This window comes from Methylobacterium sp. 37f, assembly GCF_023093475.1.
Lineage (GTDB): Bacteria > Pseudomonadota > Alphaproteobacteria > Rhizobiales > Beijerinckiaceae > Methylobacterium.
Genome location: NZ_JAGHKN010000046.1, coordinates 1 through 21,614, shown reverse-complemented (window position 1 = coordinate 21,614; position 21,614 = coordinate 1). Strand labels below are relative to the sequence as shown.

The 21,614-nt window shown below is 69.6% G+C and carries 20 protein-coding genes and 1 pseudogene; 10 read left to right on the top strand and 11 right to left on the bottom strand.

Annotated features, from left to right (window positions below; all coding sequences use genetic code 11):
* Window positions 1–51 precede the first annotated feature (51 nt).
* From J7U37_RS21925 to J7U37_RS21915, 3 genes are all read left to right on the top strand, one after another.
* Entirely contained in the window at window positions 52–1,263 is a 1,212-nt protein-coding gene (locus J7U37_RS21925) for a glycosyltransferase family 4 protein (RefSeq protein WP_247637099.1), read from the top strand.
* A 78-nt stretch (window positions 1,264–1,341) separates the two neighbouring features.
* Complete coding sequence (locus tag J7U37_RS21920; RefSeq protein WP_247637088.1) at window positions 1,342–2,880, top strand: undecaprenyl-phosphate glucose phosphotransferase; 1,539 nt, start codon at window positions 1,342–1,344, stop codon at window positions 2,878–2,880.
* Window positions 2,881–3,182: 302 nt separating this feature from the next.
* A complete protein-coding gene (locus tag J7U37_RS21915) occupies window positions 3,183–5,228 on the top strand; it encodes a PAS domain-containing sensor histidine kinase (protein ID WP_247637087.1) in 2,046 nt (681 codons plus the stop codon).
* A gap of 147 nt (window positions 5,229–5,375) precedes the next feature.
* Here J7U37_RS21915 and J7U37_RS21910 read toward each other — a convergent pair whose 3' ends face one another.
* The 9 genes from J7U37_RS21910 to J7U37_RS21870 all read right to left on the bottom strand — a co-directional run bounded on the left by J7U37_RS21910 (window position 5,376) and on the right by J7U37_RS21870 (window position 14,532).
* Window positions 5,376–5,735 (bottom strand): hypothetical protein, encoded by a 360-nt coding sequence (locus tag J7U37_RS21910; RefSeq protein ID WP_056183708.1) that lies wholly within the window; start codon window positions 5,733–5,735, stop codon window positions 5,376–5,378.
* A 410-nt stretch (window positions 5,736–6,145) separates the two neighbouring features.
* Window positions 6,146–8,587, bottom strand: coding sequence for a TonB-dependent receptor (locus tag J7U37_RS21905; RefSeq protein WP_056183710.1), 2,442 nt, complete (start codon window positions 8,585–8,587; stop codon window positions 6,146–6,148).
* 262 nt (window positions 8,588–8,849) lie between these two features.
* Complete coding sequence (locus J7U37_RS21900) at window positions 8,850–9,473, bottom strand: hypothetical protein (protein WP_056482860.1); 624 nt, start codon at window positions 9,471–9,473, stop codon at window positions 8,850–8,852.
* Between the two features lie 41 nt (window positions 9,474–9,514).
* Window positions 9,515–10,423: an ABC transporter permease gene (locus tag J7U37_RS21895; protein WP_056183712.1), complete on the bottom strand. Its 909-nt coding sequence runs from the start codon at window positions 10,421–10,423 to the stop codon at window positions 9,515–9,517.
* On the bottom strand, window positions 10,420–11,163 hold the full coding sequence (locus J7U37_RS21890; RefSeq protein WP_056183714.1) for an ABC transporter ATP-binding protein: 744 nt from the start codon (window positions 11,161–11,163) through the stop codon (window positions 10,420–10,422). Before J7U37_RS21890 ends, J7U37_RS21895 begins: the two co-directional genes overlap by 4 nt.
* Window positions 11,160–11,423, bottom strand: coding sequence for a hypothetical protein (locus J7U37_RS21885; protein ID WP_056183716.1), 264 nt, complete (start codon window positions 11,421–11,423; stop codon window positions 11,160–11,162). The genes J7U37_RS21890 and J7U37_RS21885 overlap by 4 nt, the downstream gene beginning before the upstream one ends.
* 12 nt (window positions 11,424–11,435) lie before the next feature.
* A complete protein-coding gene (locus tag J7U37_RS21880) occupies window positions 11,436–11,858 on the bottom strand; it encodes a hypothetical protein (protein WP_247637098.1) in 423 nt (140 codons plus the stop codon).
* Between the two features lie 232 nt (window positions 11,859–12,090).
* On the bottom strand, window positions 12,091–13,107 hold the full coding sequence (locus tag J7U37_RS21875; protein ID WP_056183720.1) for a YVTN family beta-propeller repeat protein: 1,017 nt from the start codon (window positions 13,105–13,107) through the stop codon (window positions 12,091–12,093).
* A 177-nt stretch (window positions 13,108–13,284) separates the two neighbouring features.
* Window positions 13,285–14,532 (bottom strand): ABC transporter substrate-binding protein, encoded by a 1,248-nt coding sequence (locus J7U37_RS21870; RefSeq protein WP_247637086.1) that lies wholly within the window; start codon window positions 14,530–14,532, stop codon window positions 13,285–13,287.
* Window positions 14,533–14,775: 243 nt separating this feature from the next.
* Here J7U37_RS21870 and J7U37_RS21865 point away from each other — a divergent pair, with 243 nt between their 5' ends.
* The 7 genes from J7U37_RS21865 (at window position 14,776) to J7U37_RS21835 (ending at window position 20,717) form a co-directional block, all read left to right on the top strand.
* On the top strand, window positions 14,776–15,321 hold the full coding sequence (locus J7U37_RS21865) for a DUF3280 domain-containing protein (RefSeq protein WP_082503839.1): 546 nt from the start codon (window positions 14,776–14,778) through the stop codon (window positions 15,319–15,321).
* A gap of 313 nt (window positions 15,322–15,634) precedes the next feature.
* Window positions 15,635–16,363, top strand: a complete 729-nt coding sequence (locus J7U37_RS21860) for a (5-formylfuran-3-yl)methyl phosphate synthase (protein ID WP_247637085.1) — start codon at window positions 15,635–15,637, stop codon at window positions 16,361–16,363.
* A complete protein-coding gene (locus tag J7U37_RS21855; RefSeq protein WP_247637084.1) occupies window positions 16,363–16,953 on the top strand; it encodes a uridylate kinase in 591 nt (196 codons plus the stop codon). Before J7U37_RS21860 ends, J7U37_RS21855 begins: the two co-directional genes overlap by 1 nt.
* Window positions 16,950–18,584: a DUF6513 domain-containing protein gene (locus J7U37_RS21850; protein WP_282104091.1), complete on the top strand. Its 1,635-nt coding sequence runs from the start codon at window positions 16,950–16,952 to the stop codon at window positions 18,582–18,584. The genes J7U37_RS21855 and J7U37_RS21850 overlap by 4 nt, the downstream gene beginning before the upstream one ends.
* Before the next feature lie 4 nt (window positions 18,585–18,588).
* Entirely contained in the window at window positions 18,589–19,185 is a 597-nt protein-coding gene (locus tag J7U37_RS21845; RefSeq protein ID WP_247637083.1) for a DUF447 domain-containing protein, read from the top strand.
* A gap of 30 nt (window positions 19,186–19,215) precedes the next feature.
* Window positions 19,216–19,752: an SRPBCC family protein gene (locus tag J7U37_RS21840; protein ID WP_056183731.1), complete on the top strand. Its 537-nt coding sequence runs from the start codon at window positions 19,216–19,218 to the stop codon at window positions 19,750–19,752.
* 53 nt (window positions 19,753–19,805) lie between these two features.
* The gene (locus J7U37_RS21835) at window positions 19,806–20,717 is read left to right on the top strand and encodes a YncE family protein (RefSeq protein WP_244476898.1); all 912 of its coding nucleotides are present in this window, start codon (window positions 19,806–19,808) and stop codon (window positions 20,715–20,717) included.
* Between the two features lie 173 nt (window positions 20,718–20,890).
* On the opposite strand, the gene J7U37_RS21830 is transcribed toward J7U37_RS21835, so the two are convergent.
* Together J7U37_RS21830 and J7U37_RS21825 are read right to left on the bottom strand one after the other, a co-directional pair.
* Window positions 20,891–21,502 (bottom strand): hypothetical protein, encoded by a 612-nt coding sequence (locus tag J7U37_RS21830; RefSeq protein WP_247637082.1) that lies wholly within the window; start codon window positions 21,500–21,502, stop codon window positions 20,891–20,893.
* A pseudogene (locus J7U37_RS21825) lies at window positions 21,503–21,614 on the bottom strand (IS630 family transposase); the annotation flags it as partial.

Sequence of the window (21,614 nt, the reverse complement as noted above, 5' to 3'; positions counted from 1 at the left end):
GGCTCCGGCGTCTCGGGGTCCAGCCTTGCCACCTCTGGCCTCGCCGCGCCCATCGCCGGGTCCGACCTGTCCGCATCGGTCCTGACCGGCGGGTCCGGCAGCGCCACGCAGCGCATCCTCCACATCTTCCGCGCGCCTGTCGGCGGTCTCTTCCGCCACGTCCTCGACCTCGCCCGCCTCCAGGCCATGGCGGGCCATCAGGTCGGCATCCTCTGCGACGCCGCCACCGGCGGCGAGCGCGCCGCCCGGGCTCTGGCGGACCTCGCCCCCTGCCTCGCCCTGGGGTTGATGCGCCTGCCGATGCACCGCAACCCGCATGTCTCGGACCTGAGGATCCTGCGCGCCGTCGCCCGGCACGCCGAGGCCGTGGCCGCCACCGTGCTGCACGGCCACGGCGCCAAGGGCGGCGTCTATGCCCGCATGGCCCCGTTGCGCGACCGCGGGCCGATCCGCGCCTATACCCCCCATGGCGGGAGCTACAACTACAAGCCCGGCACCCTGCCCCACCGGGTCTATATGTGCGTCGAGCGCCTGATGGCCCTGCGCACCGACGTCTTCCTGTTCGAGAGCGAGTACGTCGCCGCGCGGCACCGCACCTATGCGGGCGACCCGGGCCGGATCACCCGCATCGTCCACAACGGCATCAGCGAGGCGGAATTCGCCCCGATCGTGCCGGCCGAGGAGCGCGCCGACCTCGTCTATATCGGCGAATTGCGCGACGCGAAGGGCGTGCCCTTCCTCCTCGACGCCCTCCTGCGCCTGCGCGCCGAGGGTCGCCCCCTGCGCCTGCTGATGGTCGGCTCCGGCCCCGATTCCGAGGTTCTGGCCGAGCGGGTCGCGGCCATGGGCCTGCGGGACGCGGTGGCATTCGAGCCGCCGCAGGCGATCCGCCCGGTGCTGGCCCGCGGCCGGATCATGGTGGTGCCCTCGCTCGCCGAATCCCTCCCCTACGTGGTGCTGGAGGCGGCCGCTGCCTGCCAGCCCCTCGTCGCCACCGATGTGGGCGGCATTCCGGAGATCTTCGGGGCCGCCGCCTCCGACCTGGTGCCGCCCCGCGACGGGCAGGCCCTCGCGGCCGCGATCGCCCGCGTCCTCGACGAGGAGCCCGCCGCCTGCCGCCAGCGCTTCGAGGCTCTGGCGGCTTCGGTGCGGACGCGGTTCTCGATGACCCGGATGGGCTCGGACGTGCTGTCGGGCTATGCCGCGGCCCAGCGCGCCCGGGCGGAGGCCGCCCGCCCCGCGGTCGCCTCAGCGGGACCGTGACGCGACGGCCTTGTCCCCTGCCCGCCCGATCGCCGCCCCCGCTGTCCCTTGCGCCCGAAACAAAGCCCGGAAGCCCGTATGAGCGCCTTCGATGTCCGTGACCTGCTGGACGCTGCCGGCCGGTTCGCGCCCCAGCCCGAGGGCGGCCTCTCCGTCGCCCTGCCGCCCGCCGAGGCGCGGGCGCCCGGCCCGATGCCGGCACCGGCGCCGGCCCTGCACTCGCCGGTGGTGCTCGCGGGCTGTGTCCGGATCGCGGAATTCGTCGGCGTCGCAGCCATCGGCCTCGTGATCCAGCGCCTGCAGCTCGCCGGGATCGTGGCGCTGTCGCCGCGCTACCTCGCCACCGCCCTCGGCATCGCCGGCCTCGCCGTGCTCCTGCTCCAGGTCACCGGGGCCTACGGCATGGCGGCCTTCCGGTCCCTGCCCGGATCGGCCCTGCGGCTCGCTGGCGCCTGGTCCCTGGCCTTCCTGGTGGTGGCCGCCATCATGGTCCTCGCCAAGATCGCGGATCACTATTCCCGGATCTGGCTGGCGAGCTTCTTCGTCACCGGGCTCGCCGCCCTCGCGGTCGGGCGCTTCACCCTGGCGCGCTTCATCACCGCCCAGATGCAGCGCGGCCATTTCGACCGGCGCACCGCCATCGTGGGCGGCGGCCCCGTCGCCGAGGAACTGATCCGCGCCCTCGACGGGCAGCCGGATTCGGGCGTCCGCATCGTCGGCGTGTTCGACGACCGGGGCGACACACGCTCCGACACGGTGGTGGCGGGCTACCCGAAGCTCGGCACCGTGACCGACCTCGTCGCCTATGCCCGAACCACGCGCCTCGACCTCATCATCTTCACCATTCCGATCGCCGCCGAGGACCGCATCCTGCAGATGCTGGCCAAGCTCTGGGTGCTGCCGATCGACATCCGCCTCTCGGCCCAGGCCTCGAAGCTGCGCCTGCGGCCGCGCGCCTATTCCTATCTCGGCGGCGTGCCGGTGCTCGACATCTTCGACAAGCCGATGGCCGACTGGGACATCGTGGCCAAGACCATCTTCGACCGCGTGGTCGGCTGCGCGATGCTCCTGGTCCTGGCGCCCGTGATGCTCGCCGTCGCCCTGGCGGTGCGCCTGACCTCGCCCGGCCCGGTGCTGTTCCGGCAGAAGCGCTACGGCTTCAACAACGAGCTGATCGAGGTGTTCAAGTTCCGCTCGATGTATGTCAGCCAGAGCGATGCCGGCGCGGCGCGGCTGGTCACCCGCGACGACCCGCGCGTCACCCCCGTGGGCCGGTTCATCCGCAAGACCTCGCTCGACGAGCTGCCGCAGCTCTTCAACGTCATCAAGGGCGAGCTCTCCCTGGTCGGTCCCCGGCCCCACGCCCTCCAGGCCAAGGCCGCCAACACCCTCTACGACCAGGTGGTGGACGGCTACTTCGCCCGCCACAAGGTCAAGCCCGGCATCACCGGCTGGGCCCAGGTCAATGGCTGGCGCGGCGAGACCGACACCAGCGACAAGATCCAGAAGCGCGTCGAGCACGACCTGCACTACATCGAGAACTGGTCGATCCTGTTCGACGTGAAGATCATGCTGGCGACCCCGCTTTCGCTGTTCCGGACCAAGAACGCCTACTGATCCGGCCCGCTTCCCGGCAGCGCGAGACCGGTCCGGCGGTTTGAGCGGCGCGCCGATGACGCTGCGGCGGGCTGCTGCGGGGCTTCCAATGCTTGCCGCCGCCCTGCGGCAACGCTGCGGGCGTGGAATTTGTTGACCGGCGCCGGCGGCTTGGCCATGGAACGGGGCTTGAATCCATTCGAGGGTGCAAGCCGTTTTCGTGATGTTTTCCCGCCCTGCCCGCCTGCGCGCGCCGGCTCCCCGAGCCCCTGGACCGTCACGGCCCCGAGCTTGGGGGGGCGTTGCCGAGAGAGGCCGTCCCGATGTCGGCTGAGGCCGGCGCCTTCCTGGTCGGGGGCGGCGCGTCCGGGGCGGCGATCCGCGGAGAGGACTGGTCGACCTCCCCGCTCGGGCCGCTGGAGACCTGGCCCTGCGCCCTCCGGGTCGCCCTCGGCCTCGTCCTGAACTCGCCCGAGAGCATGTTCCTGGCCTGGGGGCCGGACCTGCTGTTCTTCTACAACGACACCTACCGGCCCCTCCTCGGTCCCCAGCGCTCCCAGCGGCAGGGCCAGCCGCTGGCGGAGCTGTGGGCGGATGTCTGGGACCAGGTGCTGCCCATCGTCGAGAAGGCGCTGGCCGGCGAGGCGAGCCGCTTCGAGGACCTGCCGCTGACCACCGCGTCCTACGGCGTCCCGGAAGAGACCTGGTGGTCGTTCTCCTACTCGCCGGTCTACGACGATACCGGCGCCATCGCGGGCATGTTCTGCATCACCAACGAGACCACGCGACGGGTGCTGTCGGAGCGCGGCCTGCGCGAGATGAACGAGACCCTGGAGCATCGGGTCGAGGAGCGCACCGCCGAGCGCGACCGGGTCTGGCGCAACTCCCGCGACCTCCTGGCGGTGGTCGGCACCGACGGGATTTTCCGCGCGGTCAACCCGGCCTGGGACGAGATCCTGGGATTCGCCCCGGAGGAGATCGTCGGCCGCAGCTTCCGCGACTTCGTCTGGCACGAGGATGCCGACCTGACCCAGAGGGCCGTCGACCAGGCCGCCATGCAGGATGACCTCACCAGCTTCGAGAACCGCTACCGCCACCGCGACGGCAGCCCGCGCTGGATCTCCTGGCACAGCTCGGCGGAGGGCGCGCTGATCTACGCCTATGGCCGCCACATCACCCGGGAGAAGGAAGCCTCCGCCGCCCTCGCGGTGGCCCAGGAGCAGCTGCGCCAGTCGCAGAAGCTCGAGGCGGTGGGACAGCTCACCGGCGGCGTCGCCCACGACTTCAACAACCTCCTGACCATCATCCGCTCGTCGGTGGACTTCCTGCGCCGGCCGGACCTGCCGGAGGTGCGCAAGCGGCGCTACCTCGATGCGGTCTCCGACACGGTGGACCGGGCCGCCAAGCTGACGGGACAGCTCCTCGCCTTCGCCCGGCGCCAGACGCTGAAGCCGGAGGTGTTCGAGGTCGGTACGCGCCTGCGGGCCCTGGCCGAGATGCTCGACCCGGTGATGGGCGCGCGCATCCGGGTGGCAACGGAGCTGCCCGAGGCGCCCTGCTTCGTGCGCGCCGACCTGAGCCAGTTCGAGACCGCCCTGGTGAACATGGCGATCAACGCCCGCGACGCCATGGCGGGCGAGGGCCGTCTCACCCTGCGGCTCACCTGCGCGAACGGCATCCCGCCGATCCGCGGGCATGCGGGCGCGCGGGCGCCGTTCGCCGCGATCGCGCTCAGCGATACCGGCCCGGGCATCGCCCCGGGCCAGCTCGGGCGCATCTTCGAGCCGTTCTTCACCACCAAGGAGGTCGGCAAGGGCACCGGCCTCGGCCTCTCCCAGGTGTTCGGCTTCGCCAAGCAGTCGGGGGGCGACGTCGACGTGACGAGCCGGCCCGGCCTCGGCGCCACCTTCACGCTCTATCTGCCGGAGGTGGCGCCGGCCCCGGCCGAAGGCTCCGCCGCCCCGGCCGAGGCGCCCTCCCCGGTCGGGTCCGGCCAGCGCGTCCTCGTGGTCGAGGACAATGTCGAGGTGGGGCGCTTCGCCACGCAGATCCTGCAGGACCTCGGCTACGAGACGACCTGGGCGGCCAATGCCGAGGAGGCCCTGGAGCGGCTCGGCGACCGGGGCGCGGGCTACGACGTGGTGTTCTCCGACGTGGTGATGCCCGGCATGGGCGGCATCGCGCTGGCCCGCCACCTGCGCCGCCATCTGCCGCACCTGCCCGTGGTCCTGGCCTCCGGATACAGCCACGTCCTCGCCGAGGAAGGCGCCCAGGATTTCGAGTTGCTGCACAAGCCTTATTCGGCCGAGCAGATCGCCCGCATCCTGCACCGGGCCACAGCCCGGTCCGGGGGCGTGCCCGGCGGCTGAGTTCCTCGGTTCCAAACGACATCGGCTGCGCCCCCGCGAGGCGCAGCCGATGTCGTCGTTGGTCGATCGGGCGTCCGGCTGGGCTCAGCCTGACCGGACGCCTCGGGGCCGGGAGACCCGGGGCTGGGTGCCTCGGGATCGAGTGCCCTACGGCAGCGCGCCGGCCTTCTTCTTGGCCTCGGTCATGGTGTCCTCGCAGCCCTTCATGTCGCCGGCCTTGTCCTGGGCGCGGGCCTTCTTGATCAGGTCGCGGGCCTCGGCGACGCCGCCGGCGCTGGCGGTGGTGGACGGGTCGGTCGGCTTGCCCTTGGGCGCGTGGTCGAGGGCCTTGTCCGAGTGCGAGGAGGTCGGGCCGCCGGGCGGCTCCTTGCCCGTCACCTGCTCGGCGCCGGCACTGTCGAGGCGGCGCTCGATGGTGGCGATCTGCTCGGAGCAGGAGGAGGCGAGGACCGGACCGGCGGTGCCGAGGAGGATGAGGGCCGCCGGAAGGGCGAGGGTGATTCGCATGAATGGGCTCTCCAGAGGGGCGGCCGCCCCCGATGGGCGGCCGACTTCGTCAGGGTCGCCAAGGAAGCGCCGGCGGGCGACGAGAGTTCCTTTGTATCGAGGGTCCCTGCGGCCTCCGGGCCTGCGGCTTTGAAGCGCGCCGCCACACCGGTGCGGTGCTCCGCCTTCCCGAGCGGGCCGTCGCGATCCGGACCGAAGGCCGATCCGTCGGCCGCAACGGCGGCGGGCGTCGTCGGTAGGATCACCCTGCCGTGGGGATCATCGCGCCTCATTGCGCCGCATCGCTCGGGTCTCCAACGACGAACGGCGCGGATCTCGGGGATCCGCGCCGTTGCTTGGTTCATGGCCGCTGGTACGGCCGCTGGTATGGCGGCTGCGCCGACCCGGGGTCGGCGACGCGTCGGGCGGGTTTACCAGGTGACGCGGACGCCGCCATAGGCCGAGAGGGGCTGCACCAGGGTGGTGGTGCGGGGATCGTTGATCACGAAGTTGCCCGCGACCGAGCCCGTCTCGGCGAAGGTGCCGAAGTTGGCGTAGCGGTTGTTGAACAGGTTGGTGACCAGCGCGAAGACCTGCACGTTCTGGGTGACCTGAATGCTCGTGTTCAGGTTGGCGGTGAAGTAGGGCGGCAGCTTGCGGTTGATGTTCGACTCGTCGCCCCGGAAGTAGGACGAGGAGAAGGCCGAGAGGTTCATGCCGAAGGTCCAGATCGGCGTGATCAGGTAGTTGAACCCGGCCTTGAACTGGTGGTTCGGGATCAGCGGCACGTTGTTGCCGCGGCGCACGTTGATCAGGCCGTCATCGGCCAGCGGGTTGTTCGGCGAGGACAGTTCGCCGTCGAACTGGAAGGTCGCGTCGATGAGCGCGTAGTTGCCATAGAGGCTGAGGCGCTCGCCGACATACTCGCCCGAGACCTCGATGCCCTGGCGCTGGGTGGCCGGCACGTTGACGAAGTAGCCGCGCGCGGCGTTGCCCGGCACCGCGACCTGCAGGATGTCGTTGCGCAGGTCGGTGCGGAAGGCGCCGATCTTGTAGTTGAACAGGCCGTTTTCGTAGAAGTTCGGCACGGTGCCGCGGAAGCCCACCTCGTAGGTCTGGCCGGTGACCTGCTTGAGCGGCGGATCGGCCACCAGCGAGTTCGGCAGCAGGCAGGGACGATCGGGATTGGCGCAGGCGAGTTCGAGCGGCGTCGGGGCGCGGTTCGACTCGGAGTAGCCGCCGTAGAGGTTGAGCCAGGGGAAGAAGCGATAGGTCGCGCCCACCACCGGGTTCACCTTGGTGAAGTAGTGGGTGCCCGTCACGTCCGGCGAGAAGCCGGTCTGGTCCTGGGTCGAGATGCGGGCGAAGTTCAGGCGGGCGCCGGCGGTGAGCGACAGGGCGTCGGTGACGTCGAAGGTGTCCAGGGCGTAGAGGCCCATGTAGAGGTTCGAGCCGGTGACGTTGCTGGGCGCGATGCCCAGCGCCGCCGCCGTGCGGATCGCTTCGGTGCCGAGGCCCGGGATGGTGCCGTAATTCGGGTTCAGCGGATCGGTGGTGACGCTGAGATCCGGGTTGATCACGCCGAGCGTGCTCGAGGACTTGTAGGAATAGTTGGCCGCATCGATGCTGCCGCCGACCACGAAGGTGTTGTTGTGGCCGAAGACCTGGTCGCGGTTGGTGGCCTGCAGGGTTCCGCCGTAGCCCACCGCCTCGGTGCGGATGGTGTCGAGGGTGCCGTAGGGGACGCCCGTGGTGAACGGGATGCGCTGGCCCTGGCGGCCGACGATGGTGAACTGATCGCGGAAGGCCCGGTCGCTCAGGGCGCCGCGCTCGAAGCCGTCATCCTCGAAGCACAGGAAGCCGCGGTTGCTGGAGCGGGTGCTGCACTGCTCGAAATTGCCGTCGTTGCCGTCGATCACGAACTGGCTCAGGCGGCGCACGTAGGCGTTGCCCTGGAGGTCCCAGGTCGGCGAGACCGCGACCTTGCCGGTGACCTGGATCTGGCCCTGCTCGGTGGAGATGGTCTGCGGCGAGGTGAAGATCGCCCGCTCGTTGACGTGGGTGAAGTCGACGGGCGTGGCGGCGGCGGCACCGAAGAAGGTCTTGGCGCCCGAGGCGATGATGTGGAACTCGGAATCGAGGGTCTTGTGGCCGAGATCGGCGTAGACGCGGCCGATTTCCGAGGGCGACCGGAAGCGCCAGCCACCGTCGCGTAGGCCCTCGCCGGCGAAGTAGAAGCTCCAGGGGCCGATGACCTCGCCGTATTGCAGGGAGCCGCTGATGCGCCCGTCGGAGCCGCCGCTGACGGTGATCTCCTTGCCCTGCCAGGTGTAGCCGTTCTTCATCTCGATGTTGACCGCGCCGCCGAGCGCGTTGAGGCCGAAGACCGGGTTGCCGGTGACGATGTCGATCCGGTTGATCGCCACCGAGGGGATCAGGTCCCAGTTCACAACATCGCCGAAGGCTTCGTTGATGCGGACGCCGTTCTGATAGACGGCGAGGCCCTGCGGCGCGCCCTGCAGCGGCGAGGCGTCGAAGCCGCGATAGGTCAGGGTCTGGCGGAAGCCATTGCCCTGTCCGTCCGACAGGTTCACGCCCGGCGTCTTGCGGGCCAGGGTGAAGGTCGGGTCGAGGGTGGCCCGGTCCTGGGCGAAGTCGGCCGCCGTCACGGTCTCGACCGTGTTGGGGATCTTGTAGAGCGACTGGCCGCCGCCACCGCCGGTGGCGCTGACCGGCGTGGTCGCGACCACGTCAAGTTCCGACAGCGTGACCGCCTGCTGTCCACCCGCCGGCGCCGCGCCCTGGGCGTAAACCGCGCCCGGAATCAGTGCCACCGACAGCAACAAGCTGCCGCGCAAGGTCCGCTTCTTCATCCCCAAGCCCCTCGGTCGTCTTCGTGTCCCTGCCCCCTGTCCGGGGCTTCGGTCACACTTTTGAGAGGATCGGTGACGAAGAACAATCGCGCGGCGGGCCGTTTGCGTGGATTTACCGTGCCAAACCTTGCTTGGCCGTTCGGCGTGTCATCGCGGACACATTTTTCGGTCTGATTTCAAAGCCTTAGGGACGTTTCAGCAAGCCGGTCGGGATAAAGTGGCAACCCGATCCGCGCTTCGCCGATCCCGCTCTGCGATCGTCTCAGAGGCGCGCCTGAATCCGGCGGGCGATCTCGCCCAGACGCTGCTCCAGCAGGGTCGGAACCTCGCAGACATAGGTCAGCGACTGGCTGCGCTCCTGGAAGATCCGTCGGTCCCAGGTGAACTTGGTCTCCAGCTCCGACGCATCCTTGGGGATGTCGCGGGCATCCTGGGCGCTCGGGCCGTCCTTGGTGGCGCTGATCTGGTCGGCCTCGTCGCGGATGCGCTCGGCCATGCGGCGCTGACCCTGGGCGTAGCGGCCGATGCCCGAGATCACCTTGTTGCGCTCGCCGTTGATGACCTCGAACACGCCGGCGAAGACGCGGGTCAGGCGCTTGTCCTTCTCGGCGCCGGCCTTGGCGACGAAGTCGTCGAGGAGCGGGTCGACCTCATTGAGGGCGGTACGGCGGGAGGCGATCTTCTGGGCGAGCGCCGCAGCCTCGAAATCGTCGCCCCAGGGACCGGCGGCCTCCAGGTCCGGCCCGGTCCAGACCGAGCCGGGGCTCAGGGTCGAGACCTTGCGCTGGACGCAGGGCCAATCGGGATCGGACTTGGGCTGCGCGACGGCGGAGCCGACCCCGAGGGTGAGGACGGCGAGGCCCGCGAGGGCTCGGAGGGATGTCATGCGCAGGGATGTCATGCGCAGGGATGTGATGGGAAGGCTCATCAGGAATTGTCTCCGGCCGGGCCGCCGCGCCGGGCCATGATGCCACGGCCGGGATCGTAGGCGACGGCCGCGAGGGTGAAGAACACGAGGGTGGTGCCCACGACCACCGCGCAGGCGACCGGCTCGAACTGCCCGTAGAGGGCGAAGCGCACGAGCTGCACCGCGTGGGAGAAGGGATTGAGCTGGCAGATCCAGTACAGGGTCTCGGAGGATTCGCGGATGCGCCAGAGCGGGTAGAGCGCCGAGGAGGCGAAGAACATCGGGAAGATCACGAAGTTCATCACGCTGGCGAAGTTCTCGAGTTGCTTGACCATCGAGGACAGCAGCAGGCCGATGGCGCCGAGCATCAGCCCTGAGGCGATGAAGGCCGGCAGCGCCGCCACGTAGCCGAGGGCCGGGATGTCCAGTTCCCAGAACCACGCGATGGCCAGGAAGGCGTAGGCCTGCACCACCGAGACGGTGACGCCGGCGATCAGCTTGGCCAGCAGCAGCAGCCAGCGCGGATAGGGGCTGGTCAGCAGCACCTTCATCGAGCCGACCTCGCGGTCGTAGACCATCGAGAGCGAGGATTGCATGCCGTTGAAGAGCTGGATCATCACGGCGAGGCCCGGCACCACGTAGACCTCGTACAGCACATAGGTCTGGTAGGGCGGCTCGATGGAGACGCCGAGCGTGTTGCGGAAGCCCGCGGCGAAGATGAACAGCCAGACCAGCGGACGGACGAGGGCGGAGAAGAAACGCTCCTTCTGGTTGAAGAAGCGCAGCAGCTCGCGACGCACGATGCCGCCGAGGCAGATCAGGTAGCCGATTGTGTCGAGGCGCCCGAGATGGGGCACGGGCGCCTCGGCCGCGGCCGACACGGGCGGGTGCGGGGGCGTGCTCTTAAGCGTGCTCTTGATCGTACTCATGCGGCCTGCCGGGCGGGTTCGGCGACGAGGCGGCGGAAGGCGGCCTCCAGGGTCTCGTCGCCCCGGGCGATCGAGCCGGCGGTGCCGCGCGCCACGATGCGGCCCTTGTGCAGCACCACCGCGTCGTCGCCCGCGTCGATCTCCTCGAAGATGTGGGTGGCCCAGAGCACCGACAATCCCTCCTCGCGCACCAGGGCGCGCACGATGGCGACGATATCGGCGCGCGATTCGAGGTCGAGGCCGACGGTGGGCTCGTCGAGGAGCAGCAGCCGGGGCTCGTGCACCAGGGAGCGGGCGATCTCGATGCGGCGGGACTGGCCGCCCGACAGGGTGCGGACCTTGTCGTCGCGCCGGTCGCTGAGCCCGACCCGGGCGAGCAGCACCGCGATCCGGGCCTGGGCGGCCTTGCGGGTGATGCCGTGCAGGCTGGCGTGGTAGAGCAGGTTCTGCGCGACGGTGAGGTCGGTGTCGAGGGTGCGGGCCTGGAACACCACGCCGAGGCGGGCCAGCGCCCGGCTCGGCTCCCGGTCGAGGGCATGGCCGAGGATCGAGACCCGGCCGTCCTGGTTGGCGTAGAGCCGGGTGATCACCGAGAACAGGGTGGTCTTGCCCGCCCCGTTCGGCCCGAGCAGGGCGGTGAAATGTCCGCGCGCCACGCTGAGCGACACGTCGGACAGGGCCGCTCGGGTGCCGAAACGGTGGCTGACATGGGCGACGTCGAGGGCGGGACCGGCGCTCACGGCTTCAAGGCCCGCCGGGCGTCGCCGACCGCGTCCAGGCACTCGTCGAACTCGCCCTCCCCCAACTCGCGCTCGGCCACCCGCAGGGCCTTCTTCAGCCTGGGCTGGACGGCCTCCGGGGCGGGCTTGGCGAGTTCGGCCTTGATCATCGCGATGCCGTCGAGGCAGGCGGCCTTGTCGTCCGCCAGGGCGGGGGCGGCTGTGACCAGGGACGCCAAGGCGAGGGCGAGGCACGCGCGGGCGAGGGAGGCGAGGCGCATCGACGGGGGCTCCTACTTGACGACGAACTTGCCGGTCATGCCCTTGGATTCGAGGCCATGCACCGACCAGGGATACTCGCCCGGCTTGATCGCCACGAATTCAATCGCGATCTCGCCCGGATCGTCGAATTCCAGGTGGTCCGGCGGGCCGCTGCCGTGGATCTCCAGGTGCTGGATGACGATCTGGTTGAACCAGATGTAGCGGAAGAACTCGGTGGCGTAGAACTTGTACTCCTGCCGGCCTTTGGCGACGATGCGCAGACGATAGGCCTTGCCGGATTCAAGCTCGATCTCCTTGTTCTCCACGACGAAGTCGTTGCCCTCCTCGTTGCCGAGCACGAGGTCGGGCAGGTTCTGGCGCTTCTTCGTGAGATCGAGGGCTTGGGCTGACCCCGCGCCGAGGAGCGTCGCCAGGGCGAGCGCGGTGATCCGCATCGTCTGCTTCATTCGGTGTCCTCCCGTTTGCCGCCTCAGGGCGGTGCCGCCTTGGGGCGGACGTGTCTCGTTGGTCGCTCCGTGCCCTCCGCCCGCTTGTGGGGCAGAGTCGGAGGTGGGGGCTGCCAAGCGACCCGGCTGCGGGTCACCCGACGATCCCCGGTTCCGATCTCTCCCCCACAGGGGAGAGGGACGCGTCGATCTCCTACAGCTCTGTCGACGAACCGATTGCTCAGTTCGGCGAGACGGCGACGCCCCAGGGCAGCAGGCCGACGGGGATGCTCTTCACCACCTTCTCCGCCGCCACGTCCACGACCGAGATGTCGTTGGAGGAGCCGTTGGTGGAGAACAGCAGCTTCTGGTCCGGCGTGAAGGCGAGCTGCCAGACGCGCTGGCCCACGGGCAGGTACTTCTCCACCGCGTAGCTCTTGGCGTCGATCACCGCGATGCGGTTGGCCGGGCCGAGCGCCACGAAGGCCTTGGTGCCGTCCCGGGTGATGCGGATGCCGACCGGTTGGATCGCCTCGTCGTTCACGCTCGGGATCTTGAAGGTGATCTTCTTGATCACCCGGCGGGCGGCGACGTCGATGACGCTGATGGTGCCGCCGACCTCGGCCGAGACCCAGAGATACTTCCCGTCCGCCGTGAACTCGGCAAAGCGCGGGCGGGCATCCACCAGGATGTTGTCGATCACCTGGAAGGTCGTGGTGTCGATGAAGTGGGCCATGTTGGTGGTCTCGGAGGTGTTCACCAGGACCTTACCGTCCGGCGACAGGCCCATGCCCTCCGGCTCGACGCCCACGGGGACCTCGGCCATGACCTTGTTCTTCTCGACGTCGATGACGGTGACCTGGCTGTCGTCCTCGTTGGCCACGTAGAGCAGGTTGCCCTGGGGTCCGAGGATGAACTGCTCCGGATCGGGACCGGAGCGGAGCGAGCGCACCACCTTGCCCGAGCTGGTGTCGAGCACGTCGATGCGGTCGTCGTCGCTGGCGCAGACGAACAATTCCTTGCCGTCCTTGCTGGTGGTGACGCCGCGCGGGCGCCGCCCGACCTTCCAGGTGCCGGTCACCGCCATCGTCTCGGTGTCGATGACGCTGACCGAGTTGCCCTTCTCGTTGGTGACGTAGACCGTGTAGGCCTGCGCCGGCGATACGCCTGCGAGCCCGAAGCCTGCCAACGATGTGCCGGCCAGCAATGCCAGGCCCAGTACCGTACCGGGCGCGCCTGCCCTGAAGCCGCGGCTCATGGGGTTCCTCCTCGGGGCCATCGCTGTGTCGTCCGCGATTGATGGGGCGTTATTATAGTGCAGCCCCGTCTCATGGGGAGCGCAGGACTGCAAGCGGGCACAGGACCGTGTTGCCGCAGGTGGGCGAGAGCCCGTCCGGGTCTCTCGCGAACGTGAGGGCTCAATCCGCGAACTTGCTCAATCCGCGAACTTGCAGGTGGTTTCCGGCAGGTCGATGCCGAGGGTGTCGAGGGGCGTGCGCTGGTGGGTGAAGCCCTGCTCGGGCGCCACCGAGACCAGGGCCTTCGGCTGTACCACGATGAGAGGCTGGCGCAGCTGGTGGTCCCAGGGGCGATAGGTCAGGGAGACGCCCTTGTAGGCCGGAAGGCTGAAGCCCGGCTCGGCGAAGTACGGGGCCAGCACCGCCGGATCGGCGGTCTTCTTCTGGGTCGCCGCCTCGCCGACCGAGCGCACCGCCTCCCAGGCCTGGTAATCGAGGGGGCGCATCAGCCGGCCGCTCTGGCGCCGGAACCGGTTCTGGGCCTGGGCCGCCCCCCAGGTCTCCAGCATCGGGTGCCAGGTGGTGGCGATCAGGCCCTGGGTGCCGGCCACCGGGCGCGGGTCGACGGTGCGGAACGGGACGTAATCGCCCCAGTCGCCGGCCTCGTCGGCCACGATGGCGAGGTCGTAATCGACGCCCCGCGTGAACACCATCGCCTCGGAGCGGGTCGGCGTGTCGCCGCGCGCCTTGGCGAGCGGCCCGAAGGTCCAGGGTTTTTCGGCGTTGATCTTGAGGGAGAATTTCTTCGCGGACGTCTTGAAGGCGTCCGCATAGAGCCGATCGTTCTCCTGCGGGCCGACGATGAGGAACATCTTGCGCCAGCGCATCAGGGTGAAGAACTGCGCCAGGGCATCGGTCTGCATCGCCCGGCTCGGGATGACGTGAAAGACGTTGCGCCGGCAATCGGCCCCGCGCAGGCGGTCGTCGGGCGCCGCGACGTTGAAGACCGTGACACCCTGCCCCTTCACCGCATCCGCGACGGCGAGCACCTCGTCCGCCGGCAGCGCCACGATGAGGTAGCGGATGCCGCGCCCGGCGAGGTCGCGAGCGGCCGCCGCCGCCTTCTGGCCGCCATCGCCGCCCGTGCCGGGCTCCAGGGCGACCTCGTCCAGCCGGTAGGTCTGCTTGGTGAAGCGGCCGGTGTTGTTGTTGTCCTTCACCGCCATCCGGGCGCCGGCGACGCCCTCGTCCTCCGGCACGGCCTCGGCGTCGTAGGAGGACGGCGCCGCCTCCGGCCGGTAGATCAGCCCGATCGCGGTCTCGCTGGGGGCGATCGCGGCCGTAGGTTCCCGGGCGACTGGTTCCTGAGCCCGTGCGGCCGAAAGGCCGGAAAGGCTGAGGCCGAGGGCAAGCGGGGCGAGAAGGATGCGAGCAGGATTGTGCATGTGGCGGGCAGGCTAACAACATTGCGGACCTGCGCTCAATCGCGGATTGATAAGGGGTTCCTAAGGAGTTTCGTCCCGTCCTTCAGGGAACTTCGGGGCCAAGCTCGGCCCTCGCGCGGCAATTGCCCGCTCGCCCGTTTCCGGGCCGATCTCGTAGAACTGATGACGGGCGCGGGATCGCCGAACGCACCGGCGCGTTCTCCGATGCCCGTCGCGTCCGGCTTCACCCGGAGAGGTCTGCCCATGGCTCTGTTCTCCAACGACCGGTCGTCTGTCCGCTCCTGGCTGGGCTGGCCCCTCGCCGCCCTGGTGGCGGTCGCTGCCCTCGCGGCTCCGGCGCAGGCGGCGCCCGAGAAGGCCGCCATCTTCGGCGTCGAATTGTTCGATCCCGGCGTGGTCGGTGGCCGCAAGGCTCGCCCCGACGAGGTCCGGCGCCTCGGGCTCGTCACCGACGAATTGCGCAAGGCCCTCGGGGACAGCGTCGAGGCTGTCGACGTGGCGCCCCAGGCCGCCGAGATCGCCAAGCAGGCGCCGCTCTACAAATGCGACGGCTGCGCCGCCGCCATCGCCAAGAGCCTCGGGGCCGATCTCGCGGTCAGCGGCTACGTCGAGAAGGGCTCCAACCAAATCTTCAACCTCACCGTCACCGTCGCGGAGGCCGGAACCGGCAAGATCATCCGCGGCGGCCGCGTGGTGATCCGCGCCGACACCGACGACACCTGGGCGCATGCCATGCGCTGGGTGGTGAAGAATCGCATCCTGGCCGAGCCGCTGCCGAACCGGTCGTGACCGGGCGGCGTTTCGACATCAGGGAATCCCGCTCACGGGATCTCCTTATCTTGAAGGGATTTCCCTGGAGGGGGTCTTCGAAGGGATCTCCTGTCTTCAATGGGGTTTCCCTTCTTCCGGTCCATGCGCTAGGCCCCCGCTCAGGCCGGAAGCGTCCGCTCGAGGCCCAACCTGCCCCGGCCGCGCCGTCATGGGTGCGGCGCTTCCCGACCCGGGCGTCGTCGTTGGTCTCTCCCGCGATCCCGCCCAAGATCCTGCCCAAGATCCTGCCCAAGACCCCGCTCAAGACCCCAGGCAACCGAAACCCGCGCTGATGCCGTCGTCCCGCGTTTGTCCTCCCTCCGATCCCGCCGCGTCCGCGCCGCGCCTCCTCGTGAGCGTGCGCGATGGGGACGAGGCCGCCCTGGCGGCGCGCGCGGGGGCCGATCTCGTCGATGCCAAGGACCCCGACCGCGGGGCGCTCGGCGCCCTCTCGCCCGACCGCGTCCGCGCCATCGTGGCGCGGGTCGAGGGCGGTGCGCTGACCAGCGCGGTGGCGGGCGAGCCGGACCGGCCGGGGTTGCGTCCGTGCATCGACGCCATGGCGGCGACCGGTGTCGGCTTCGTCAAGGTGGCGGTGCGCTCCGGGTGGGCGGACGACGATCTCGCCGAGGCCGCCGCCGCGGCGCCGGGTCGCCTGATCGCGGTGCTGTTCGCCGAGGCGGGCGGCGCCCTCGACCTGGTGCCGCGCCTGGCCCGCGCCGGTTTCCTCGGGGCCATGATCGACACGGCCGGCAAGGACGGCCGCCGCCTCACCGACCACCTGCCCCTTCCGGCCCTGGCGGCCTTTACTGGGGCCTGCCGGTCGCACGGCCTGGTCTCGGGACTTGCCGGCTCCCTGGCGCTCACCGACATCGCCGCGCTGGCCCCCCTCGGGGCCGGCTATCTCGGGTTCCGCGGCGGCCTCTGCGCGGCCAGCGACCGCAGGCGCGGCCTCGATCCCGCCCGGGTGACCGAGGCCGTGCGCCTTCTGCGCGCCCTGTCGCGGCGGGACGCCGCCTGATGGGCTTCGGCGCCGCCCCGACCGTGGTGAAGATCGGCGGCAGCCTCGTGGCCGATGCCCGCCGCCTGCGGGCGCAGCTCGCACGCCTCGCCGACGGCGAGCTCGGCCCCTGCCTCCTCGTGCCCGGCGGCGGTCCGTTCGCCGATGCGGTGCGGACGACGCAGAGCGCCCTGGGCTTCTCCGATGCCCTCGCCCACCGCCTCGCCCTCGACGCCATGGGCCACATGGCCGAGATCGTTTCGCACGTGGAGCCCCGTCTCGTCGTCGCCCGCGACCTCGCTTCCATCGCGGACGCCCTCGCGGCCGGGCGGGTGCCGGTCTGGGACCCCGTCGCCCTCAAGGCCGGGCATCCCGATATTCCGGAAACCTGGGAGGTCACCTCGGACAGCCTCGCCCTCTGGCTCGCCGGCACCGTGGGGGCGCCGGTCTGCCTGCTGGTGAAGTCGGTCGACCGCCCCTTGCGCACCCGCTGGACCGACCTCGCCCGGATGGGACTGGTCGATGCGGCCTTCCCGACCTTCGCCGAACGCTATGCCGGGCGCATCGAGATCCTCGGCCCCGGCACGGACCTGCGGAGGGCCGCCGCATGAGCAGCCCGACGGCATCCGATCCGATCTCGCCCGACCCGACTTCGTCCGAGCCCGTCTCGCCCGAGCACATCGTCTTCATCACCGGCCGCATGGCCAAGGCGCGGTTGGAGAAGGTCGCCGCCACCCTGCCGCCGGAGCGTTACGCCTGGAGCATCGCCGATGCCGGCGTGAAGGTCGCCGCCCTGATGACGGAGGAGATCATCCGGCGCCGGGTGACGATCCCGGAGGGCGCGACCCGCATCGTCCTGCCGGGGCGCTGCCGGGCGAATCCCGAGGCGCTGGCCCAGCATTTCGGTCTGCCGGTGGAGCGCGGCCCCGACGAGATCGTCGACCTGCCGGCCTATCTCGGGCTGGCCGGGCGCACGGTCGATCTCTCCCGCCACGACCTGCGCATCTTCTCCGAGATCGTCGACGCCTCGAAGATGACGCCCGAGCAGATCCTGGCCAAGGGCCTCGACCTCGCCCGGCGCGGCGCCGACGTGATCGACCTCGGCGGCCTGCCCGACACCGATTTCCCGCATCTCGAGGAGTGCGTGCGCCTGCTGAAGGGCGCCGGACTGCGGGTGAGCGTCGATTCGTTCTCCCTCGACGAATTGACGCGCGGCGCCCGGGCCGGGGCCGACTACCTGCTCAGCCTCAACGAGAACACTCTCGACCTCGCCTTCGAGACCGACGCCGTGCCGGTTCTGGTGCCGGTTCGGCCCGACGACCTGCCCTCCCTCGACCGCGCCATCGACAGGATGGAGAGGGCCGGGCGGCCCTACATGGCCGACCCGATCCTGGAGCCGATCCATTTCGGCTTCGTCGAGTCGATCACCCGCTATCACGAGACCCGCAGGCGCTGGCCCGGCATCGAGATGATGATGGGCACCGGCAACCTCACCGAACTCACCGAGGCCGACAGCCTCGGCGTCACCGCCTTGCTGGTGGGCATGTGCTCGGAACTCGCCATCCGCAACGTGCTCATCGTCCAGGTCTCGAACCACACCCGCCGCACGGTGGAGGAGCACGACGCCGCCCGCCGGGTGATGTTCGCGGCCCATGCCGATTCGGCCCTGCCCAAGGGCTATGGACGGAGCCTGCTGGCGCTGCACGACAAGCGGCCCTATGTGCAGACCCCGGATGAGATCGCGGCCCAGGCGGCCGAGGTGAAGGACCCGAACTACCGCATCGCCGTGGCCGAGGACGGCATCCACGTGTTCAACCGCGACGTTCACACGATCGGCACCGACGCGATGGCGTTCTTCCCCCGCCTCGACGTGGCCAGCGACGGTGCCCACGCCTTCTATCTCGGCGGCGAGCTGACCAAGGCCGAGACCGCCTGGCGCCTCGGCAAGCGCTATGTCCAGGACGAGGCCCTGGTCTGGGGCGCGGCCGCTGATGCCGAGGTGGAGGACACCACCGCCTTCAAGAAGGCCGGGCACACCAAGCATTCCGGTCCCGCCGCCGCCGAGACGGTCGCCCGCGACGCGACTCCGGTCGAGGCCGGCGCGACTGCGCCGGAGACCACGGGACCGGGCGAGGAGCCGTCCGCCGACGCGGTATCGGAGACGCCCCCGGAGGGCGGCGGCCGCATTGTCTGCGGCACGTTCGTGCCCGACCGGACCCCCGCCGCGACGGGAAAGGCCTGATCCCGTGCCGCTGATCCTCGAGACCGTGGTGACCACCACCGCCCGCGACGGCGCGCTGCACCTGGTGCCGTTCGGGCTGATCCAGGACGGGGCGGACTGGATCCTGGCCCCGTTCCGGCCCTCCCCCACCATCCTCAATCTCGCCGACAACCCGGTCTTCGCCGCTTCCAGCCCGAGCGACGTACGCGTGATCGCCGGGGCCGTGACCGGCCGGCGCGACTGGGTCACCCTGCCCTGCGACCGGATCGACGGCCGCCGCCTCGCCGAGAGCTTCGGCCACGCGGAATTCGAGGTGGTGGCCATCGAGGACGACCCGGTGCGGCCGCGTTACCGGGGACGGATGGTCCATTCGGCCGCGCACATGCCGTTCTTCGGCTATAACCGGGCACAGGCGGCGGTGCTGGAGGCGGCGATCCTCTCCACCCGCCTCCACATGCTGGAGCCCGACAAGATCCTGATCGAGATGCGCTACCACGCCATCGCGATCGCCAAGACCGCCGGGCCCGCCGAGCGCGAGGCCTGGGACTGGATCGAGGACAAGGTGGCCACGGCCCTGGGCCGCGAAGACCGCATCCTCGAGCGTTCCCCCCCAGCACCCTAGAATGTGCGTTCCCGAGGAGACCAGGACCCGATGAAGCTATTCACTCTGGCGAGTGCGGCGGCCTTCGCCGTCGTGTCGTTCGGCGCCCAGGCGCACGGCCCGACCCGCAAGAAGGTCGAGGAGACCGTCGAGATCAACGCGGCCCCCGACAAGGTCTGGGCCGTGATCGGCAACTTCCAGGACATGAGCTGGCTGCCGCCGGTCGAGAAGACCGAGGGCAAGGGCGGCAACGAGATCAAGGCCACCCGGACCCTGACGCTCAAGGGCGGCGCCACCGTCGACGAAGAGCTGTACAAGTACTCCGCCGAGAAGATGAGCTACTCGTACCGGATCAACAAGGTCGATGTGAAGACCCTGCCGGTGAACGACTACTCGTCCACCCTGAAGGTCGAGGATGCCGGCGGCGGCAAGTCCAAGGTCGTCTGGGACGGCGCCTTCTACCGCGGCTACATGAACAACGATCCGCCGCCCGAGCTGAACGACGAGGCCTCCCAGAAGGCGGTGCGCGGCCTTTACCGCACGGGCCTCGACGCTCTGAAGGCCAAGCTCGAGAAGAGCGGTTCTTGATCGCTCCACGTTGGAGAACGGGGACGGGCCGGCGCCTTGCCGGCCCTCTCCTCTTGAGCCTCCTGTGGCTCGGTGCGCCCGCCCGAGCCGACGAGGCCCTCGTCACCGCGCAGGGCGCGAACGTGCTGGCGATCGTCGATCTCGAGGCCGGCACGGTGGCGGCGCAGGTGCCGATCGACGGCGCGCCCGCCGGCATCGCCCTCTCGCCGGACCGCCGGACCGCCTACGTCACCCGCCCCGAGGGGCCGGGCCTGGCGGTGGTCGATCTCGCCACCCGCACGGTGACCCGCACCCTCGCCCTGCCCGGCGGTCCTCTGGGGATCGCGGTCAACCCGAAATCCGGCGCCGTCTACGTGGCCGACTGGTATGGCAGCCGGATCTTCGTGGTCTCGCCCGACGGTGCCACGCTGGAGACCGAGATCCAGGTCGGCGCCTCCCCGTCCGGGATCGCCGTGACGCCCGACGGCGCCACGCTGCTGGTCGCCAACCGCGAGGGCGATTCGGTCTCGGTGGTCGACGTTGCCACGGCCCGGGAGACCCGCAAGATCCCGGTCGGGCGCCATCCCTTCGGCATCACCCTCGATGCGGCCGGCGCCCGCGCCTACACCGCCAATGTCACCTCCAACGACGTCTCGGTCATCGACGTGACCGGCGGACGCGAACTCGGCCGGGTGACCACCGGCGAGCGCCCCTACGTGGTGGCGCTGGCCGGCCCGCGCGGCTTCGTCACCGACCAGTATTCCGGCACCGTCACGGTGTTCAACCTGAAGACGCTCACCAACGTCGCGGCCATCGAGGTCGGCGACCACCCCGAGGGCATCGCCGCCTCCCGCGACGGCCGCACCCTCACGGTGGCGAACTGGGGCTCGAACACCCTCAGCGTGATCGACGCCACCACCCTGAAGGTGACGGGCGAGATCAAGGTCCCGGACGGCCCGCGGGCGTTCGGGGATTTTTTGCGGTGAGTGTCGGAGGCTGGGTGCGCCGCGCGTGAAGGGTTGGAGCGGCTGGGCACTGGACCCTGGCCCTCCGCCCTGGAGCGGACGTTCGGTCTCCGACCCGACCCAGCCGGTGAGGCTGCTGTAGGTATCTCCCTAAAGCGGCCGTTCGTCAGCCGCCCGGCTTCGCATCGGGGTGGTCATCGGTCATTCAGTCTCGCAGTCGTAACGCGTGCCGGACCCATATCCGTCAATTTGGGCTCCTTGTGACAAACAACCTCAAGGCAGTGCTCCTCTGTTGCAACGAAGTAGCTAAATCGCGTTTCGGAACCTTGTGCCATGAATACTAGGAAGCTCTCTCTGGTCCAGGCATGCCCTCTTGCTCGGAAAGTAGTTTTTGCTGGACGCGGGCTTGCGCTCGACGCGTCCCACAATTCCAGAAGTCCGTTTTCGTCCAAGACACGAAATGCGATGACCTCTTCGAATGTGAACCGGAAGACAGATCCTCTTTCGATGGAAACGAAATCTGCTTCTAATCTGTGATTATGATCCGGGCTTGATAGCGGTAGCGAGTAGCTGGTACTTGCTTCGATGAGCGTGACCAGTGGCGCGCCAACGTCGAAATTCAATTTTCCGAACCAAAGCTCGTCCATGTCTACATCTGTAGGCCACGGACCGAATTCGACGCTGGTTGGGGTTTGATGCGACATCGTCCGACTGAGTTGATCGCGCTGGTTGCGCCACATCTGATCATCATTGCAGAAGGGCTGCAAAGGTTCGTAAGCGGTTCCCGCAGCTAGAGCGGTTTCCACCTACTCCGGATCGTAACCGGCGGCAGCGAAGTAGTTTGCGCACTCGGTTGGGGTGAAGGCGTCGAGCAGATTGCCGACGACAGTCCAGAGCCGATCGACCGTGCGCTCGGCC

Bases quoted from the DNA above. Each gene is read 5' to 3' on its own strand.
- J7U37_RS21920 (WP_247637088.1), top strand. From the start codon at position 1,342: ATGAGCGCCTTCGATGTCCGTGACCTGCTGGACGCTGCCGGCCGGTTC.
- J7U37_RS21915 (WP_247637087.1), top strand. From the start codon at position 3,183: ATGTCGGCTGAGGCCGGCGCCTTCCTGGTCGGGGGCGGCGCGTCCGGG.
- J7U37_RS21910 (WP_056183708.1), bottom strand. From the start codon at position 5,735: ATGCGAATCACCCTCGCCCTTCCGGCGGCCCTCATCCTCCTCGGCACC.
- J7U37_RS21905 (WP_056183710.1), bottom strand. From the start codon at position 8,587: ATGAAGAAGCGGACCTTGCGCGGCAGCTTGTTGCTGTCGGTGGCACTG.
- J7U37_RS21900 (WP_056482860.1), bottom strand. From the start codon at position 9,473: ATGACATCCCTCCGAGCCCTCGCGGGCCTCGCCGTCCTCACCCTCGGG.
- J7U37_RS21895 (WP_056183712.1), bottom strand. From the start codon at position 10,423: ATGAGTACGATCAAGAGCACGCTTAAGAGCACGCCCCCGCACCCGCCC.
- J7U37_RS21885 (WP_056183716.1), bottom strand. From the start codon at position 11,423: ATGCGCCTCGCCTCCCTCGCCCGCGCGTGCCTCGCCCTCGCCTTGGCG.
- J7U37_RS21880 (WP_247637098.1), bottom strand. From the start codon at position 11,858: ATGCGGATCACCGCGCTCGCCCTGGCGACGCTCCTCGGCGCGGGGTCA.
- J7U37_RS21875 (WP_056183720.1), bottom strand. From the start codon at position 13,107: ATGAGCCGCGGCTTCAGGGCAGGCGCGCCCGGTACGGTACTGGGCCTG.
- J7U37_RS21870 (WP_247637086.1), bottom strand. From the start codon at position 14,532: ATGCACAATCCTGCTCGCATCCTTCTCGCCCCGCTTGCCCTCGGCCTC.
- J7U37_RS21865 (WP_082503839.1), top strand. From the start codon at position 14,776: ATGGCTCTGTTCTCCAACGACCGGTCGTCTGTCCGCTCCTGGCTGGGC.
- J7U37_RS21860 (WP_247637085.1), top strand. From the start codon at position 15,635: ATGCCGTCGTCCCGCGTTTGTCCTCCCTCCGATCCCGCCGCGTCCGCG.
- J7U37_RS21855 (WP_247637084.1), top strand. From the start codon at position 16,363: ATGGGCTTCGGCGCCGCCCCGACCGTGGTGAAGATCGGCGGCAGCCTC.
- J7U37_RS21850 (WP_282104091.1), top strand. From the start codon at position 16,950: ATGAGCAGCCCGACGGCATCCGATCCGATCTCGCCCGACCCGACTTCG.
- J7U37_RS21840 (WP_056183731.1), top strand. From the start codon at position 19,216: ATGAAGCTATTCACTCTGGCGAGTGCGGCGGCCTTCGCCGTCGTGTCG.